Annotated in this window: 17 protein-coding genes; 5 read left to right on the top strand and 12 right to left on the bottom strand. The window is 63.5% G+C overall.

All coding sequences use genetic code 11. From position 1 onward, the window contains the following. Positions 1-146: 146 nt before the first annotated feature. Together J2W94_RS17515 and J2W94_RS17510 are read right to left on the bottom strand one after the other, a co-directional pair. Positions 147-2,219: a glycoside hydrolase family 99-like domain-containing protein gene (locus J2W94_RS17515; RefSeq protein ID WP_310096140.1), complete on the bottom strand. Its 2,073-nt coding sequence runs from the start codon at positions 2,217-2,219 to the stop codon at positions 147-149. 4 nt (positions 2,220-2,223) lie between these two features. Next, positions 2,224-3,846, bottom strand: coding sequence for an electron transfer flavoprotein-ubiquinone oxidoreductase (locus J2W94_RS17510; protein ID WP_310096138.1), 1,623 nt, complete (start codon positions 3,844-3,846; stop codon positions 2,224-2,226). Positions 3,847-3,926: 80 nt separating this feature from the next. Between J2W94_RS17510 and J2W94_RS17505 the strand changes: the two genes are divergently transcribed. Further along, positions 3,927-4,541 (top strand): alpha-ketoglutarate-dependent dioxygenase AlkB family protein, encoded by a 615-nt coding sequence (locus J2W94_RS17505; protein ID WP_310096136.1) that lies wholly within the window; start codon positions 3,927-3,929, stop codon positions 4,539-4,541. Between the two features lie 5 nt (positions 4,542-4,546). Here J2W94_RS17505 and J2W94_RS17500 read toward each other — a convergent pair whose 3' ends face one another. The 5 genes from J2W94_RS17500 to J2W94_RS17480 are packed head-to-tail and all read right to left on the bottom strand — an operon-like array spanning position 4,547 to position 8,609. After that, entirely contained in the window at positions 4,547-5,071 is a 525-nt protein-coding gene (locus tag J2W94_RS17500; protein ID WP_310096134.1) for a hypothetical protein, read from the bottom strand. A 3-nt stretch (positions 5,072-5,074) separates the two neighbouring features. After that, positions 5,075-5,722: an ABC-type transport auxiliary lipoprotein family protein gene (locus tag J2W94_RS17495; RefSeq protein WP_430540649.1), complete on the bottom strand. Its 648-nt coding sequence runs from the start codon at positions 5,720-5,722 to the stop codon at positions 5,075-5,077. Next, positions 5,719-6,645 carry an MlaD family protein gene (locus tag J2W94_RS17490; protein ID WP_310096132.1) on the bottom strand — a complete coding sequence of 309 codons (927 nt, stop codon included), beginning with the start codon at positions 6,643-6,645 and terminating at the stop codon, positions 5,719-5,721. Before J2W94_RS17490 ends, J2W94_RS17495 begins: the two co-directional genes overlap by 4 nt. 3 nt (positions 6,646-6,648) lie before the next feature. Next, positions 6,649-7,491, bottom strand: coding sequence for an ABC transporter ATP-binding protein (locus J2W94_RS17485; protein ID WP_310096130.1), 843 nt, complete (start codon positions 7,489-7,491; stop codon positions 6,649-6,651). Positions 7,492-7,493: 2 nt separating this feature from the next. After that, positions 7,494-8,609 (bottom strand): ABC transporter permease, encoded by a 1,116-nt coding sequence (locus J2W94_RS17480; protein ID WP_310096128.1) that lies wholly within the window; start codon positions 8,607-8,609, stop codon positions 7,494-7,496. A gap of 142 nt (positions 8,610-8,751) precedes the next feature. Here J2W94_RS17480 and J2W94_RS17475 point away from each other — a divergent pair, with 142 nt between their 5' ends. Continuing rightward, the gene (locus tag J2W94_RS17475; RefSeq protein WP_310096127.1) at positions 8,752-10,011 is read left to right on the top strand and encodes a threonine/serine ThrE exporter family protein; all 1,260 of its coding nucleotides are present in this window, start codon (positions 8,752-8,754) and stop codon (positions 10,009-10,011) included. A 404-nt stretch (positions 10,012-10,415) separates the two neighbouring features. Here J2W94_RS17475 and J2W94_RS17470 read toward each other — a convergent pair whose 3' ends face one another. The 3 genes from J2W94_RS17470 to J2W94_RS17460 form a co-directional block, all read right to left on the bottom strand. Then, positions 10,416-12,116: a proline--tRNA ligase gene (locus J2W94_RS17470; RefSeq protein ID WP_310096182.1), complete on the bottom strand. Its 1,701-nt coding sequence runs from the start codon at positions 12,114-12,116 to the stop codon at positions 10,416-10,418. A gap of 69 nt (positions 12,117-12,185) precedes the next feature. Beyond that, positions 12,186-12,464, bottom strand: coding sequence for a DUF4124 domain-containing protein (locus J2W94_RS17465; protein ID WP_310096125.1), 279 nt, complete (start codon positions 12,462-12,464; stop codon positions 12,186-12,188). Positions 12,465-12,467: 3 nt separating this feature from the next. Beyond that, positions 12,468-12,875 carry a DUF4124 domain-containing protein gene (locus tag J2W94_RS17460; protein ID WP_310096123.1) on the bottom strand — a complete coding sequence of 136 codons (408 nt, stop codon included), beginning with the start codon at positions 12,873-12,875 and terminating at the stop codon, positions 12,468-12,470. Between the two features lie 92 nt (positions 12,876-12,967). Here J2W94_RS17460 and pssA point away from each other — a divergent pair, with 92 nt between their 5' ends. The 3 genes from pssA to rimI are packed head-to-tail and all read left to right on the top strand — an operon-like array spanning position 12,968 to position 14,645. Further along, positions 12,968-13,747, top strand: coding sequence for a CDP-diacylglycerol--serine O-phosphatidyltransferase (pssA, locus tag J2W94_RS17455; RefSeq protein ID WP_310096121.1), 780 nt, complete (start codon positions 12,968-12,970; stop codon positions 13,745-13,747). After that, positions 13,744-14,142 carry an alanine acetyltransferase gene (locus J2W94_RS17450; protein ID WP_310096120.1) on the top strand — a complete coding sequence of 133 codons (399 nt, stop codon included), beginning with the start codon at positions 13,744-13,746 and terminating at the stop codon, positions 14,140-14,142. The genes pssA and J2W94_RS17450 overlap by 4 nt, the downstream gene beginning before the upstream one ends. A gap of 47 nt (positions 14,143-14,189) precedes the next feature. Beyond that, the gene (gene rimI / locus J2W94_RS17445; protein ID WP_310096178.1) at positions 14,190-14,645 is read left to right on the top strand and encodes a ribosomal protein S18-alanine N-acetyltransferase; all 456 of its coding nucleotides are present in this window, start codon (positions 14,190-14,192) and stop codon (positions 14,643-14,645) included. 120 nt (positions 14,646-14,765) lie between these two features. Here the strand turns inward: rimI and J2W94_RS17440 are convergent, their stop codons facing one another. Further along, entirely contained in the window at positions 14,766-17,585 is a 2,820-nt protein-coding gene (locus tag J2W94_RS17440) for a valine--tRNA ligase (RefSeq protein ID WP_310096118.1), read from the bottom strand. Between the two features lie 114 nt (positions 17,586-17,699). Next, on the bottom strand, positions 17,700-18,122 hold the full coding sequence (locus J2W94_RS17435) for a DNA polymerase III subunit chi (RefSeq protein WP_310096115.1): 423 nt from the start codon (positions 18,120-18,122) through the stop codon (positions 17,700-17,702). Between the last annotated feature and the right edge of the window lie 33 nt (positions 18,123-18,155).

The following is an 18,155-nucleotide window of genomic DNA, read 5'->3' as shown; positions in this document are numbered from 1 at the left end:
AGGCCCGGCGTTGCGGGGCGGGCCGAGGGCAGTCCAGGGATTTTACCGGTCGCGGGCAGGCCGTGCGAGCGCGTATGGATTCAAGCGTTCAAATGCTCGTTGACTCGCGAGGCAAGGGCGGACTCAATCGCTACAGCGACTTCTGCTCAGCTGCGCCGTGCGTAGGGGTAGGAAGCAGAAGAAGGCTCCGCGATGCCGATAAGGTCAGCTGCGCTGGCAACCCGCAAATCGACCGCGCGCGTGGACATGCAGAACATACGCTCGAGCGCATGCGCCGTGGTTCCGTCGATCTGGCCGGCTTCCTGTTCGAATTCCCATTCCTCCAGATTGGCGTCCAGTATTGGGCGCAGCGCATCCAGTCGTATCCAGAACATGCTGCCCGGCATGAACAGATCGGCATCGGGGTCCAGTACCGGAACGCCCATCTTTGCCGACAAATAGTCCAGATTTTCCGAATTGGCGCCAAGGTACGGTGCGAGCAGTTGGATATGTCCCTCAGCGCCCACCATGCCCAAATCGGGCTGGCGCAGAAAGGCATCGAAGATTTCTCTTCCGCGCGTGCCACCTAGCAAGCGTTCGACCAATTCCCTACGCCAGACGCCGCCGTCGGTACGGTGCGTCGTCCTCTTCGTATGCAGTTTCAGGACTATCTGTGTGCCTTCATCGAGCAGTTTTCCCGCCACCCTGAGGAAGGGCAGGATGTCGCGTCCGCGGTTCTCCGTAATTACCAGTTCGAATGCAAACCTCGATGCAGCAAGATGCAACTTGATAGTTTCGGCATGCATGACGCTGGTAGTTACGATAAGGCGCCAGTTGATATCAGTTGCGACGATAGCGTCCAGCAGTTCGCGGAATTCTTCCAGATACCAAGCATGAATCACCGCAGTGGGCAGGGTCTGGACCGGCGGACTGGCCAGCCCCGTTGTTCGCCACATCGCCCGACGCGTCTCCTCAAGGTAGGCATACCCCAGACGTGAATCGGGTTCGAGAACAGCGCCTTCCGCCCACTCGTTCCACGCATTGATGAATATCAGGTTGCGCGATCCTGATTCGGCGCGGGCGCCAATGCAATGCTGCAACCATTTACCGTAAGCGCGAGGCGACGAATGCAGAAAAGTCCGGCCCTCTCCGGGCCGGCGTGGCTCGTTGTCCCAACCTGGGTTTACTCCACGATATAGCGGATAGTCGGCAGCGCTACGTTTTTGCATAGCATCCGCCATCGCCCTCCAGTCCAATATCTGGCCGCTATAGTTCGGGTTGATCAGTCTTTGACGCGAAATTACCGAAGGGGAATTGACGAGGTTGGGCGGAAACTCCACCGCAGCATCGAAACCAAACGCCGCAGGATTCGAGTTGTCGAAGCTTTGCACGTAGGTGAGATGTATCTCACCTACACCGTTGTCCAGACACCATTCCCGCCACCGTCGCGCAGTCGCGGCAGCGTCAGGAAGTAGACCGGGCCGATACAGCAACAAAATTGGCTTTCCTTCGACTCGTAAATAGCGCGGATCGCGAAGATAGTCAGCCACATACGATATGAACGCCAGGTCATCTTCAGGACTGTGTTGCTGATCCATCAGAATGTCGTCGCCACGTCCATCCCAACGGCGCGACCACTTCTCGTTCGCCCAGCAAAGGCAGAAGGACAAGTCCAGCGTGGGGTCCTCAAGCCAATTGAGCAATGGCGTTTCGAGTAGTGTCTTACCGCCGAACCAGTAGAAATAGAAACAAAATGCGCTAACCCCGTACTCGCGGGCAAGAGTTGCCTGCTTCCGCATGACCTCGGGATCACGCAAGTCGTAAAAGCCCAGGTCTCCAGGCAGCCGCGGTTGTGCGTGGCCTTCAAACTGGGGGAGCGCTCGAGTCACGTTGCGCCATTCTGTGAAACCCTTTCCCCACCACTCATCGTTCTCGGGGATGGAATGGAATTGCGGGAGATAGAACGCTATCAGGGTCGCTGGTAAGGGATCTGGCAGTTCATCCTTTGAGTAGGGAACGTATCCGATGGCTTTTTCGTCCGCGCGCGCATACGGTCGCCGGACCGGCTTGGTGGAATCCACATGGCCACGGGGGCCGGACGGAACAAGACCGGCGTACTTGTCCAGGAACCGTTGCCGCAACCGGTCCCGCGTGGACTGCGGCAATGGCGCCAGTCTGAAGATAAAGCGCAGCGCATTGAACAAAACAGTACGCGACAGGCGAGACAGGGAAGAAAGCATCGCGTCAGAGGTTCTGGTAGTTCGGGCCAGAGCCGCCTTCCGGCGTCACCCAGGTGATGATCTCGTACGGGTCCTTGATGTCGCAGGTCTTGCAGTGCACGCAGTTGGCGGCGTTGATCTGCAGGCGCTTGCCTGCGGCGTCTTCGACGATCTCGTACACGCTGGCGGGGCAGAAGCGGGTGCAGGGGTTGTCGTATTCCTCCGCGCAACGGGTGATGCAGATGGACGTGTCGGCGACCTTGAGGTGCACGGGCTGGTCCTCGTCGTGCTCGGTGGCGGCGTAGTAGACGCCTTGCAGGCGGTCGCGGGGGGCGAGGGTGCGTTGCACGTAGTCGCGCTTGGGTGCTTCGTGTTGGCCCAGTTTTTCCAGCGCGGACCAGTCCGGCTTGTTCTTCAGGGTCCACGGCGACAGGCCGAAGCTGACCGTTTCCCACGCCGCGTTGAGCAGGCCGAACCAAAGCCCCTTCTTGAAACCGGGCTTGATGTTGCGCACCTGCCTGAGTTCCTTCATCACCGGCGAGGCACGCAGCTTGGCGTCGAATCCTGCGGGATCCAGCGACTGGGCCAGGTGTTCGGCGGCCAGCATGCCGCTGCGGATCGCCTGGTGCGTGCCCTTGATCTTGGGCACGTTGAGCAGGCCGGCGGTATCGCCGATCAGCAGCGCGCCCGGCATCTCCACCCGGGGCAGGGATTGCCAGCCGCCGGTGACGATGGCGCGTGCGCCGGCCGACAGTATCGTGCCGCCTTCCAGCAAGGGCGCCACCATGGGATGGGCCTTCCATTGCTGGAACGCTTCCCACGGTTTGTATTCGGGATCCTGGTACTCCAGTCCGCTGATGTATCCCAGCGCGATCTGGTTGTTGTCCAGGTGATAGAGGAAACTGCCGCCGTAGATGCGGCTGTCGGCGGGCCAGCCCAAGGTATGCACGATCTTGCCGGCCGACACGCGTCCTTCCGGCACCTGCCACAACTCCTTGATGCCGATCGAGTAGCCCTGCGGATCGCTATCGCCATCCAGCCCGAAGTGTTTGACCAAGCGCTTGGTCAAATGCCCGCGCGCGCCTTCGGCCAACACCGTGACCTTGGCGTGGATGTCGATGCCGGCCGTGAACCCGGGTTTGTGCGAACCGTCTTTGGCTACGCCCATGTCGCCGATGCGCACGCCTATGACCTTGCCGGCCTCGTCGTGCAGGGTTTCAGCGGCCGCAAAACCCGGATAGATCTCCACGCCCAGCGCTTCGGCCTGCGGCGCCAGCCACGCGCAAAGCGCACCGAGGCTGACGATGAAATTGCCATGGTTGTGCATGCCGGGCGGCACGATGGGCGATTTGAACCCGCCGGTTTTGGTCAGATACCAGAACTCGTCCTGGGTGGCCGCTACGCAGATCGGTGGCGGCGCCTCGCGCCAACCGGGCAGCAGCTCGTCCAGCGGGGCAGGCTCGATCACCGCGCCGGACAGGATGTGCGCGCCGATGGTGCTGGCTTTCTCGATCACGCAGACCGAGATTTCCGGATTGAGCTGCTTCAGGCGAATCGCGAACGCCAGGCCGGAAGGTCCCGCGCCGACGGTGACGACGTCGTACTCCATCACATCCCGCTCTACATCAGCGCGCTCTACATCGGTCATCGGCTTTTCCATGGCTGGCTTGCGGCTGCGGTTATTTTCGGTGTTTGCGGAGGAAGGGGCAAATCCGCCAGCATGGCCCCATGTCCGTACTACGCGTCCTTGCAACGAATGGTGGCGATGACGCCCTGCCGGGCGCGGAACTCTGGTTCGCGCCGGACTGGCTGCAGGCCAGGCAGGCCGACGCGCTGTTTGCCGAATTGCGGGATTCGATCGAATGGGAAACGCACCGTATCCGCCTATTCGGCCGGGAAGTGGACTCCCCCAGGCGGAGCAGTTGGATAGGCGATGAAGGCGCGTCCTATACCTATTCCGGCACGCGCTTCCAGCCGCGTCCCTGGCCCCAGGCGCTGGCGGACGTCCGTCGCCGGCTCGCGCATGAATTGGGTTGCGAATTCAACAGCGTTCTGGCCAACCGCTACCGCAATGGACGCGATTACATGGGTTGGCACAGCGACAACGAATCCGCGTTGGGCCCGCGTCCGATCATCGCCTCACTGAGCCTGGGTGCGACGCGGCGCTTCGTACTGAGGCATCGCCAGCAGCTTTCACAAAAGTTCGAATTGTCGTTGACGCATGGAAGCCTGTTGGTGATGCGTGGCGACACACAAGCAAATTATAGGCATGGCTTGCCGCGCACGGCGAGGCCAGTGGGGGAGCGCATCAACCTGACGTTCCGCATGATTGTGCTGCCCTGAGCAGCCTACGAGTAGCGGGTTATCCATCGTCTCTGTTCAAGCGCAAGACGCTGGTCTTCCCAGGCGATGTAGTGCGCCCCCCGATAGTCGATTCCTGACCGGAGAATCGTATTGCCAGTTGCAAGTCCGTCACCATTAGGTATCTGCAGACCCAAGGAGGCCAGCACCGTCAGACAGGAAGCCGCATCCTGCGGAAAGAACCAAGTCTGCAGCAGGCGGTCGTTGAAGAATTGCAGATGCAGCTCGCCAGTTTGGCCGCAATAGGCGAAGCCTTGATAGCTGATTGTGAAGATGGAGAAGGGAGGTCGCGGATCTCCGTCCGGAAGCGATGAATCCTCCAGCACCTTCGCATTCAGGGTTTTGGACAATGAGGGGAGCACTTCCGCGCGTGAACGGTAGCTCTGAAAGCCTGGTAGTAATGGGGAAGGTTGAGAGATGCTTTCGCTGGCCTTATCCGCTTCGCAGCCCGGTAATAGCAACGCTGCGAGGAGCGAAAAACAAAGCCGTTGCAAACCGTTCGTGCGTTTCATGCTTCAGCGTTTTTGCCTGGCGTCCGCTTCACCGGTGGTCAGCACCCAGCCGACGACTTCGCTTCCCAGTTTCTCCAGCGCCGTGTCGAAGGCGGTGGCCACTTGCGGCACTTCCACACCGGCGGACGGCTCCACCTGCAGGAACGTGCGCGAGGCGACGACGCGTTGTTCGCTGGTATGCAGGAGTTTGGCGGTGAGTTCTATGGTGGCCGAAGGCACTGCGTTGCCCGCGTAGTCGGATTCGTAACGGCGCAGGTCCATGATCAACCTGTAGTCGGCGCGGATGCCGCTGCCGGCACGGGCGACGGCGGGGATTTTGCCCGAGTCCTCCAGTGCGCGCAGCACCGTGGCTTCGATCAGATCGGTGGACGGCTGCGACCAAGTCACGCCCCGATAGACCTGCAGCTCGCCGGGCACCGGACGCACCGCGATGCGCGGGCTGTCGACCACGCGCGCGGCAGTGGGCTTGGCCACCGCCAGCTGCCAGGTCACCGAAGGCCAGGAAGGATCGGGCGTTACCTTCACCTGCGGCGCATAGATCGTCACCGGATCGCGCTGTTTGCCGTTTCCCAGCACCGAACAGCCGGCCAACAGCAGCAACGACGCGGCGACAGGTAGAAGACGAAGAGAGGCGGGTCGCATCGATTTCATTTCGGTTCGAACTCCTTGGGTGCGTCGCGACCCAGCAGATAGCGCGCGGGGTTGCCTTCAAGTCGGTCGCTGACCTGGCGTAGGTCGCGGATCAGGCTGCGCAGTTCGGAAAGGGTAGGGCCCAGTTGCCCCAGCCCGTCGCTGGCGAAGCTGTTGATGGCCGCGCGGTTCTCGCCGAGGATCGCATCGGCATTGCCTGCCGCCGAATCCAGCCGCGCCAGCGTGCTTTCGAGCTTCTCCAGGATGGGCGGCAGCTGCTTCACCAGGTTCTGATCCAGGCGCTGGATGGTGCCGTTGGTGGTGTCCAGGGTGCGGTCCAGATTGGTGGCCGCGTCGCGGGCGCTGGCGATCAACGCCTGCAGGCCTTCTTCGCGATTGGCCATGTCGCCGCTGATGGTTTCCAGGTTCTGCAAGGTGCTGGCGATGCGCGCCACGTTCTGGTCGCTCAGCACCTGGTCCAGGCGCTCGACGATGCGGTTGGCGGTGTCGGTGATGTTCTGCAGCGCCGAGGGCGCGGTCTGGATGACCGGGGCTTCGCGCGTGTCGACCGAGGTAAGCGCCGGGGCCTGCGGCGTACCGCCGCTCAGTTGGATGATGGACGGGCCGGTCAGACTGGTGATGGCCAATTTGGCGCGAGTGTCGGTCTTGACCGGGGTGGTGTTCTCCAGACGGATCCTGGCGATCACCTGGCGCGGATCGTTGGGCGCCAGCGACAGCTTGGTGATGGAGCCCACCGCGATGCCGTTGTACTGCACTGGGCTGCCCACCGACAAGCCGGTGACGGCTTCGCGGAACACCACCTGGTATTCCTGCCAGCTGCGTTCGGAGGAGTACTTCGCCGCCCATAGCCCGAACAGCAGCAAAGCAGCCGCGATGATGATGGTGAAAGCGCCGATGAGGACGTAATTGGCTTTGGTTTCCATGGTTCAGGACGCCTCTTGCTTGGTTCGTTCTTGATAGGCATCGCGGCCATCGCGCGCGGCACGCGCGCGGGGGCCGTGGAAATATTCCTGCACCCACGGGTGGTCGAGCTTCTCCACTTCGGCGATCGGTGCATTGATCACCACTTTGCGGTCGGCCAGTACCGCAACCCGATCGCAGATAGCGTACAGGGTGTCCAGGTCGTGGGTGATGAGGAAGACGGTAAGGCCCAGGGCCTGCTGCAGGGTCCTGATCAGCCGGTCGAATGCGGCCGCGCCGATCGGGTCCAGCCCGGCGGTGGGTTCGTCCAGGAAAAGCAGCGGCGGATCCAGCGCCAGCGCCCGCGCCAGGCCGGCGCGCTTGCGCATGCCGCCGGAGAGTTGCGACGGCAGTTTGTTCAGCGCATCGGCCGGCAGCCCGGCCAGCTTCACCTTCAGCAACGCCAGTTCGTAGCGCCAGCTGTCGGGTAATTCGCCGTGGTGCTCCTTCAGCGGCACCTGCACGTTTTCGCCCACGGTCAGCGACGAGAACAGAGCGCCGTCCTGGAACAGAACGCCGGTGTTGCGTTCGATGTGCTGGCGATCCTTCGGCCTGCTCGATCGCGCATCGGTGCCCAGCACTTCGATCTCGCCGGCATCCGGAATGCGCAGCCCAAGGATGGAGCGCATCAGCACCGATTTGCCCGTACCCGAACCGCCGACCACGCCCAGGATTTCGCCGGCGTGCACGTCCAGGGCCAGGTCCTCGTGCACGATCTGCTCGCCGAACTTGTTGGTCAGTCCGCGCACGCGGATGACTGGCGTGGCGTCGTCGGGGCGTTCGCGGGGATCGGCGGATAGGGGAGGCATGCTTACCAATCCATGCTCATGAACCACAGCGCCGCCAACGCATCGACGATGATCACCAGCGAAATGGCCTGCACCACGCTGGAAGTGGTGCGTTCGCCTACCGATTGCGCGGTGCCTTCCACCTGCAGCCCTTCCAGGCAGCCGATCAAGCCGATGATCAGGGCGAAGATCGGCGCCTTGGACATGCCGACCAGGAAGTGCCGCACTTCCAGGGTTTCGTGCATGCGCGCCAGGTACATCTGCGGGGGGATGCCCAGATCGAAGGCGCCGACGGTGATGCCGCCGGCCAGGCCGGCCATCATCGAGATGAAGGTCAGCAGCGGCAGGGTGATCAGCAGGGCCAGCAGGCGCGGAATCACCAGCAGGTCGATCGGGTCCAGGCCGAGCGTGCGGATCGCGTCGATCTCCTCACGGCTCTGCATCGCGCCGATCTGCGCGGTAAAGGCGCTGGCGGTGCGTCCGGCCAGCACGATGGCGGTGAGCAGCACGGCGAACTCGCGCAGGAAGGCGATGCTGACCAGCTCCACCACGTAAATCTCCGCGCCGAAGTCGCGCAGGATCGTCGAACCCAGGAAGGCGATGACCGCACCGACCAGGTAGGACAGCAGGATCACCAGCGGCACCGCATCCAGACCCACCTGTTCCATATGGAAGACGGTGGCGGTGACGCGCAGGCGCTTGGGTTCCTTCAAGGTGCGCAGCATCTTCACCAGGTTTTCGCCGGTGAAACTGACCAGGGCCACGATTTCCTTGCCGTTGTCCTGCACTTGGTAGCCCAGACGCGCCAGCGCGGCCACGAAACCGTAGTCGCGCTTCTTTTTCGGGCGATCGTCGGCCACGTCTTCGATGGTGGAAACCAATGCCTGGTGTTCCTTGCGGAACTGCAGGTCTTCGAGCGGAATGTCGTTGCGCGCGGCATGACGCAGCAACTGCAATACGCCGGCCGAGTCGATGCGCGAGATGCCGGTCGCGTCGATGGCCTTGGCGCCGGTCGGCATTTCACGCAGGCGATCGGCGACCTGCAGCGCGGTGGCGATCGTCCACTGTCCCGCCAGCCGTACCCGCGAGGGATCGGCGTCGTCGGTTTCGAAACGGGGGCGGGCGTCGGTCTGGGTCATATCGCTCGTCCGGTGAGCATACAGTCTACCCATGCCCTGAGAAGTGAGGAGTCGAGTGCAAGCCGTGGGTCCGGATCGTGACACGGCCGCCGCTACCCGGGCATCCTCCACGCGGCTCCGGTTCAGGCCCTAGACTAGCGACATGTCGCAAAACACAACCAACACCGCCACGAGCACCGCTACTTATGCCCAGCGCATCGCTTTCGTGTGCGAAACGGCTGCCCGGTTGCACACCTATGGCACCACGGCGCAGCGGCTGGAGGGTGCGGTGGTGGCGCTGTCGACCCGCCTGGGACTGGACTGCGAACCCTGGTCGAATCCGACCGGGCTGATCCTCAGTTTCAGCGATCCATCCCGACCGCTGGGGGCCAGCGATACGACCCGGGTGATCCGTCTGGCGCCCGGGGAAAACGATCTCTACAAGCTGGGCGAATCCGACCGCATCGCCGAAGCGGTGGCGGGAGGGACGATGAGCATTGCGCAGGGCCATACCGCTTTGCGCGCGCTGGATCGCAAAGCCAATCTGCGCTGGCGCGCGACGCAACTCCTGGCGTTCGCGCTCGCCTCGGGCGCGGTGGCCGGATTGTGGCGGTTGCCCTGGCTGGATATCGCCACCGCCACCCTGATCGGGACTTTGATCGGCGTGCAGTCGCAGCTCAACGAACGGCGCCCGCGGCTGAAGGAAGCCAGCGATGCGGTGTCGGCGCTGATGGCCGGCATGGTGGCGGTGCTGGTGTCGACCTTCATTCAGCCGCTGAACCTCAACAGCGTGATCATCGCCTCGCTGGTGGTGCTGCTGCCAGGCATGACCCTGACCAATGCGGTCAACGAATTGACCAGCCAGCATCTGGTTTCCGGCACCGCGCGTCTGGCCGGCGCCGTCGCCACCATTCTCAAGCTGACCGTGGGCACGCTGATCGCGTTGACCCTGGCGCAATTGCTGGGCATCTATCCCGAAGTGCGCGCGCTGCGCCCGCAACCGGAATGGGTGGAATGGGTATCGCTGGTGCTGGTGGCCTACGCTTTCGCCGTACTGTTCAAAGCGCACCGCCGCGACTATGGCTGGGTGATCGCGGCGGCGATCTGCGGTTATCTGATTTCCCGGTATGCGGGAGAGGCCTGGGGAACCCAGGTCGGGATATTCCTGTCGGCGCTGGTGCTGACGGCCGCCGGCAACGCGTTCGCGCGCTGGGCCAACAAGCCCGGGGCGATCATCCGGGTGCCGGGCATCATCATGCTGGTGCCGGGCAGCAACAGCCTGCGCGGGGTACTGAGTCTGGTGCAGCAGCAGGACTTGGCCGTCGGCAATTCGGCGCTGATGACGGTGATCAATATCGTGATGGCCTTGGTCGCGGGCCTGCTGTTCGGGAATCTGTTGTTGCCGGCGCGGAAGAATCTCTGAATTTCCGAAGCAAGTGAGTAGGGGCCAACCAGCAGTTTGCTTTTGCTTTGCTGTTGCCGGAAGAACCCCGTGAGGTGCGGCATGCGAATTGGGTAAACCCGAAGGGCGGCGCACAAGGATGTGCGCCGTTTCCGGAGGCGCAGGATGCGCCTTACGGAAATTCCCGATTCGCATGCGAACCCAACGGCTTCATCGTTGGGCGCGCCGTAGGGCGGCTTTCTTTTGGTTACTTTTCTTTGCCGTTCAAAGAAAAGTGACTCGCGCAAAGCGCGAAACGCTTTTGCTTTTCTCTGACAGATGGCGCCAAGAGCGCCCCCATCCGCCTTCGGCACCCCGTATCAAGTACGGGGCAGGCTCTTCCCCCGCAAGCAGGGGAAGGGTTGCACCGTAGAGTGCGCGCTTGATTAACCGGTAAGCTTGGCCAGTAATTCTTTGCGTCCCAAGTTCTCCGCCTCGCTGGCACGCCGCGCGCGGTATTCGAAGGTGCCGGCGGCCAGGCCGCGTTCGGAGATCACCACGCGATGCGGAATGCCGATCAGTTCGATGTCGGCGAACATCTGGCCGGGGCGCAGGCCGCGATCGTCCATCACCGCATCGATGCCCGCCGCGTGCAATTCATCGAACAGTTGCTGGGCCGCATCGCTGACCGCCGCATCGTTCTTCGGATTGATGGTGCAGATCGCCACCGTCCACGGCGCCATGGCTTCGGGCCAGATGATGCCGGCGGCATCGTGGTTCTGTTCGATCGCCGCGGCGACTATGCGCGACACGCCGATGCCGTAGCAGCCCATGGCCAGCGTAGCGGCCTTGCCGTTTTCATCCAGCACGGTCGCGCCCATCGCCTCGGAATACTTTCGACCAAGTTGGAACACATGGCCTACCTCGATACCGCGCACGATGCGCAACTCGCCGCCATCCTGCGCGCGGTCGCCAGCGACCACATTGCGGATATCGGCGACGGTATCGGGTTCGGGCAGGTCGCGGCTCCAGTTGACGCCGGCGATGTGGAAACCCGCCTCGTTGGCGCCCACCACGAAGTCGGCCAGCGCGGCCACCTCGCGATCGGCCACCACGCGGATGGGTTTCTTCGTGTTGAGCGGCCCCAGGAAACCCGGCTCGCTGCCCAGGTGCTCCAGAATCTCGGCTTCGGTCGCCATACGGTAATCGGCCAAGCCGGGGACTTTGGCCAGTTTGATCTCGTTGATGGCGTGATCGCCACGCACCAGCGCCAGCACGAAACCCGCAGCGGTCATCGCCGCGATCGACTTGGCGGTACGGGCGAGGGGAATGGCCAACAAGGCCGCCACCTCTTCGCAGGTCTTCTGGGTGGGCGTTTCCACTTTGCGCATCGCTTCGGCGGCGACGGCGCGCGCGCCGGGCAACGCCGCCTGCGCGGTTTCGAGATTGGCCGCGTAGGTGGAGCCGGCGCCGGTGGAGAACGCGATGGCGTCCTCGCCCGAATCGGCCAATACATGGAATTCCTGCGAAGCGTCGCCGCCGATGGCGCCCGAGTCGGCCAGCACCGCGCGGAAGTTCAGCCCCAGGCGGGTGAAGATGCGCGTGTAGGTGGAATGCATGTTGTTGTATTCGTCGACCAGGCCTTCATCGGTCAGGTGGAACGAATATGCGTCCTTCATCAGGAACTCGCGCGCGCGCATCACGCCGAAACGCGGGCGGATCTCGTCGCGGAATTTGGTTTGTATCTGGTAGAAGTTGATCGGCAGCTGCTTGTAGCTGGCCAGCTCCTGTCGCGCGAAGTCGGTGATGACTTCCTCGGCGGTGGGGCCGTAGCAGTATTCCGATTCCTTGCGGTCCTTGATCTTCAGCAGCTGCCCGCCGAATTTCTCCCAGCGTCCGGATTCTTCCCACAACTCGCGCGGCTGGATGGTCGGCAGCAGCAATTCGATGGCGCCAGCGCGGTTCATTTCCTCGCGGATGATGTTTTCCACCTTGCGCAGCACCCGCAATCCCAACGGCGACCAGGTATAGAGTCCCGAAGCCAGCTTGCGGATCATGCCGGCCCGCAGCATCAGCTGGTGGCTGATGACTTCGGCGTCGGCGGGGGTTTCCTTGGTGGTGCGGAGATGGAATTGCGACAGGCGCATCGGCAGGCGTTTCATTACGAAGGGGAAGCGGCATTTTGCCAGCTACGGCCCGACAGTGCGGCTTTTCGGCTATTCCCGCCTGCCGCCCTTCACTTCGATGCCGCGATCCGGCTCGCGGTCTATGCGCTCGTAGCGCCGATTCTTGGGGGGCTTGTCGGTGATCTGGAGCACGCCGGCATCATCGCGCCAGCGATACAGCGAGGGCCGCGCATCGCGGGCTTGAGCCGCCGCCGCGCGTTGCGCACGTTGTTCCCGGGCCTGGCTCTTGCCGGGCGCTTCGCGCGACAGCCACCAGGCCACGCCGATGCCCAGCGCCAGGCCGGCGATGATGGCCCAGGCCAGGCGCATTGGTCAGGCGGCTGGTTTGCAGTAGGCCTTGACCGCAGCGGTAGCGAGTTCGCGCTGGTTGGCGCGGTCGTCGTCGCCCAGGGTCTTGTCGGGCTTGCCGTCGCCGTCGGTATCCTGCTGCACAGCATTCTTGCCCGCCAACAGCTGCAGATTCAGCTTGGCGGTGGCGCACTGCGGGTTTTCAACAGACTTGCCGGCGGCAGTAGCCTGTACGACCGGTTCGCCGCGATTGTCGATGCGGCGGTCCTTGGCTTGCTGGTTCGGCGGGGGGCTGTCGGAATAGTGGGTGACGCCCTGGGCGTCCTTCCACTGGTAGACCTTCTGGGCGAAGGCGGGCACACAGGCGCTGGCGATCAGCAGCAACGCAAGGGCTCGAATCATCAGGCGCGAGCGTGTGGGCAGGGCAGGCATGGCGGCCTCCAGGGGAGGGTCAGGGGAAGGATGCGATTGCAGCACTGCCGGGCCGGGCTGGCAAGCGGCCGGCTTGGGCTAAACTGCGACGCATGGACGAAAACAAGCAAGCACCGCGTTCGCGCACCATTTATCTGCTTCCCAACCTGTTCACCACGGCGGGCCTGTTCGCCGGGTTCTACGCCATCATCGCGGCGGCCAACGGCCAGTTCGTGCATGCGTCGGTGGCGGTGTTCATCGCCGCGGTGATGGATGGCATCGACGGCCGGGTGGCACGCCTGACCGGCACCAGCAGCGAATTCGGCGTGCAGTACGACTCGCTGGCCGATCTGGTCAGTTTCGGCATGGCGCCGGCGCTGGTGATGTACCACTGGTCGCTGTCGGCGCTGAAATTCGACGGCAGCGTGATGGGCCGGTTGGGTTGGGCGGTCGCCTTCCTGTACGCGGCCTGCGCCGCGCTGCGTCTCGCGCGTTTCAACACGCAGGTCGGCACGGTGGACAAGCGCTGGTTCATCGGCCTTGCCAGTCCGGCGGCGGCGGGATTGATGATGTCGTTCGTCTGGGCGTTCGCCGATGGCGATCTGGGCTGGAGCGGCGAGCAATTGCGCTACGTGGCGCTGGGCGTGACCATCGTCGCTGCGCTGCTGATGGTCAGCCGCATCCGTTTCTGGAGTTTCAAGGGCACCGGGGAAGGCGGGGCGAAGGCCGACCGTATTCCTTTCTACGTGCTGTTCCTGGTTCCTGTGGTGATCGCGGTACTGGCGATGGACCTGCCGCGCGCGCTGCTGGCCATCGGCGTGATCTATGCGTTCTCGGGACCGGGGTTCTGGCTGTGGAGGCGGTGGCGCAAGGTGCCGGAGGCCACGCCATGAGCGAGTTGTGGTCATCGCAACAGCATGAATGGCTGACTGCGTTGGGCCACACCCTGTACGTGCAGGGTGCGGTGGAGGCGCCGTCGTTGGTCGCGGTGGAACCCGCCAAACCTCAGCACGAACCCGTCCGCACCGCTGTCCCGGCGCGCCGCCGGCCCGAACCCGAAACGGCGCCTGCGGTGCGCGTCGCCGCGTCGCCACGACGCGCCGCTTCGCGCCTGCCGGACAAATTGCATTTCGCGCTGATCCGCGCTTCCGGTTGCAACCCCAACGCCGAGGACGCGGCCGCGATCATCGCCGGCTGGCCGCCTTCTTCCGAATTGCGCGGCAATGCCGCGGCCAAGCGCGCCTTGTGGCCGCAGTTGCGCGCCTTGCGCAGGCAGCGGTCGCCGTGAGCGCGGTCGCGGTCGACGCCGGCCCCGCCGATGCGGGCTTGCGCGCGATGCGCGAGTCCGACCTGGACGCGATTTTGGCAATCGAACAACGCGCGTACCCTTTCCCGTGGACGCGCGGCATCTTCCGCGATTGCCTGGCCGCGGGTTATCCGGCCTGGGTTTTGCAAGAACACGGCCTGCCCATCGGCTACGCCGTGATCAGCGTGGCGGCGGACGAGGCGCATATCCTCAACATCTGCGTCGCGCCGGAGCGACAGGGCCGCGGCCACGGCCGCCAGCTATTGCGGTCGCTGGTCAAACTGGCGATCGAGCTGGGCGCTGCGCGCGTCTTCCTGGAAGTGCGTCCCTCCAATCCCAACGCCATCGCGCTGTATCACGACGAAGGTTTCAACGAAATCGGGCGGCGTCCGCGTTACTACCCCGCGCGCGACGGACGCGAGGATGCGCTGGTGATGGCGATGGAGCTGGTGGGCGATGACATCGACAGGATGCCCGCGCTGTAGGAACCCGTGAGCACCGGACCCGGAATACGTGGGAGCGGCGTCCCGCCGCGAGCTTTTGCTTCAAGATGCAAGATCAAGAGCTCGCGGCGGGACGCCGCTCCCACAGTGCTACGTCGGGATTTAAAGCTTGGTGCGCTGCTCGCGCAGGCCGGACAATTGGGTGTTCCAGTCGACCAGGCGCTTGCGCTCTTGTTCCACCACGGCGGCAGGGGCGTTTTGCACGAAGGTGTCGCTGGACAGCTTACCGTTGCATTTGGCGATTTCGACCTCGACGCGCTTGATCTCTTTGTCCAAGCGGGTGCGTTCGGCTTCCAAGTCCACCAGGCCTTCCAGCGGAACCAGCAACTTCAGTTCGCCGACGATGGCCGGCGCCGAGGCCGGCGCCTGTTGGTCGGGCTGCAACCACTCGATCGTTTCGAGCTTGAGCAGGAACGCAAGCTGCGAGGCATAGCGATCGGCCAGCTTGCGGTCGTTGTCGTTGCCGTCTTGCAGCAGCAGGCGAACCTGCTTGCCTGGCGACACGCCCAGCTCGCTGCGCACGCGGCGCAGCGCGGACACCATGTCCTTCAACCATTCCACGTCGGTTTCGGCTTGCGTGTAATCGTTGCCGGCATAGTCGGCGGCAGCTGGGTAGGATTGCAGCGAAACGGTTCCGCCTTCGATACCCAGGCGCGGTGCGACCTGCTGCCACAGCTCTTCGGTGACGAAGGGCGTCAACGGATGCAGCAGGCGCAGCAGCGCTTCCAGCACGTACAGCAGGGTGTGGCGGGTGCTGTCGGCGGCGGCTGCGTCGTCGCCGTTCAAGGCAGGCTTGGTCAGTTCCAGGAACCAGTCGCAGAATTCGTTCCAGACGAATTCGTACAGCGCCTGCGCGAGCAGGTCGAAGCGATAGTTGGCGTAGTGGGTTTCGGCTTCGGCGGAGCCTTTCGCCAGGCGCGCCAGGATCCACTTCTCGGCGTCGGTGACGTGAGAAAGATCAAGAGCGCCCCCATCCGCCCTACGGGCACCTTCCCCCGCAAGCAGGGGAAGGGTGAAGTTCTCGGTATTCATTAGCACGAAGCGCGTCGCGTTCCACAGCTTGTTGCAGAAATTCTTGTAGCCCTCGGCGCGGCCCATGTCGAACTTGATGTCGCGGCCATGGTTGGCCAGCGCGGCAATGGTGAAGCGCAGCGCGTCGGCGCCGTGGGCGGCGATGCCGTCGGGGAATTCCTTGCGCGTGGCCTTCTCGATCTTCGGCGCATCGGTGGGTTTCATCAGGCCGGTGGTGCGCTTGGCGACCAGGTCCTCCAGCGCGATGCCGTCGATGATGTCCAGCGGGTCCAGGACGTTGCCCTTGGACTTGGACATCTTCTGTCCGTCTTTGTCGCGGATCAGACCGGTGATGTAGACGTCCTTGAACGGGACCTCGCCGGTGAAATGATCGGTCGCCATGATCATGCGCGCGACCCAGAAGAAGATGATGTCGAAGCCGGTGACCAGCACCGAGCTGGGCAGGTAGCGATCGAAACCGCGCTCGGCCATCGCCGCTTCATCGGGCCAGCCCATGGTGCTGAACGGCCACAGTTGCGAGCTGAACCAGGTTTCCAGCACGTCGTTGTCTTGCGAAAGCACCACGTCAGCGCCGAGCGAGTTCTTGGCGCGCACTTCGGCTTCGTCGCGGCCAACGTAGATTTTGCCGCTCTCATCGAACCACGCCGGAATGCGATGGCCCCACCACAACTGGCGGCTGATGCACCAGTCCTGGATGTTCTCCATCCAATGGCGGTAGGTGTTGATCCAGTTCGCGGGCACGAACTTGACGCTGCCGTTCTCGACCAGTTCCAGTCCGCGAGCTGCCAGCGCATCCATCTTCACGAACCACTGATCGGTCAGGTACGGCTCGATCACCTGGCCAGTGCGGTCGCCCTTGGGTACCTGCAGCTTGTGCGGCTTGGTTTCCACCAGCAGGCCCGCGTCTTCCAGATCGGCGAGGATCCGCTTGCGGGCTTCATAGCGATCCAGGCCGCGGTACTTCTCCGGCGCGGTCTCGTTGATGGCTGCGGCCGGGGTCAGGATGTTGATCAGCGGCAGGTCGTGGCGTAGGCCCACCTGGTAGTCGTTGAAATCGTGCGCCGGCGTGATCTTGACCACGCCGGTGCCGAACTCGCGCTCGACATAGGTGTCGGCGATGATCGGAATTTCGCGCCCGGTCAGCGGCAGCTCGACCGTCTTGCCGACCAGATGCGCGTAGCGTTCGTCGTCCGGATGCACCGCCAGCGCGGAATCGCCCAGCATGGTTTCCGGTCGCGTCGTGGCCACGGTAAGCGAACCGCTGCCGTCGCTGAGCGGATAGGCGATGGACCATAGGAAACCATCCTGCTCCACATTCTCCACTTCCAGATCGGAGATCGCGGTCTTCAGCACCGGGTCCCAGTTGACCAGACGCTGGCCGCGATAGATCAGGCCTTCCTCGTGAAGCTTGACGAAGGCTTCGATCACCGCCTTGGATGCCATCGGATCCATGGTGAACGCGCTGCGCGACCAGTCGCTCGAGGTGCCCAAGCGGCGCATCTGGCGTTCGATGGTGTCGCCGGATTGCGCCTTCCATTCCCAGACTTTTTCGATGAAGCCTTCGCGACCCAGCGAGTCGCGGGTTTCGCCCTTGCCTTCCAGCGCCAGATTGCGCGAGACCACCATCTCGGTAGCGATGCCGGCATGGTCGGTGCCCACCTGCCACAGCGTGTCGTAGCCGCGCATGCGGTGGTAGCGAACCAGCGCATCCATCAGCGTCTGCTGGAAGGCGTGACCCATGTGCAGCGTGCCGGTGACGTTAGGCGGCGGCAACAAAATGGTGTACGGCTCGCCTTTCCCGCTCGGCTTGAAATAGCCGGCGTTTTCCCACTCGGCATAGAGACGGGATTCGAAGGATTTGGGGTCGTAGCTGGAGGCGAGTTCGGTCATGGGGTGTGTTGCTTGTGTTGTCATCCCGAGCGTAGCGGGGGATTTGCTTCGATGAAGTCCGTCCGGACAGCAGATTCCTCACTGCGTTCGGAATGACAAGTATTTGGATGACGGCTACATGTCGTGCTTGGTCACGTCGTACCCGCGCGCCTTGTATTGCTTCCAGCGCTCGCGCAGCGGTTCGCGCGCGGATTCGTCGGCGGGCACGACTTCCAGGATGCGTTCGCAGGGGCCGTCGAAGGCGGCGTCGCGCAGGTTGATCACCAGCGCACGGGCGGGCGTGTCGACATCCGGCGTCGCGATCAGTACCGGGGTCAGTTCGTCTTCCTCGTCGCCGGCGATCTGGTGCGGGATGTAGGCGTCGTCGTCCATCTCCCACAGCAGCGCATCGATCTGTTCCGCCTGCTCGGCGTCGCGCGCCAGCACCAGCGTCCACAGGTTGGCGTCGTAGGACTTGCGCGCGAGTTCGCAGACCAGCTTGAGCGGTTCTTCCAGGAAGCGGGGCTTCGCGATCAGATAGAAGTCGGCGCGGGGCATAGGAGCAGGCGTGAGTGGAGAGGAGTGAGAAGT

The organism is Pseudoxanthomonas sacheonensis (genome assembly GCF_031455975.1).
In the GTDB taxonomy this organism is placed as follows: domain Bacteria; phylum Pseudomonadota; class Gammaproteobacteria; order Xanthomonadales; family Xanthomonadaceae; genus Pseudoxanthomonas_A; species Pseudoxanthomonas_A sacheonensis_A.
The sequence above is the reverse complement of the archived record's forward strand: the minus strand, read 5'-3'. Positions and strand labels throughout refer to the sequence as shown.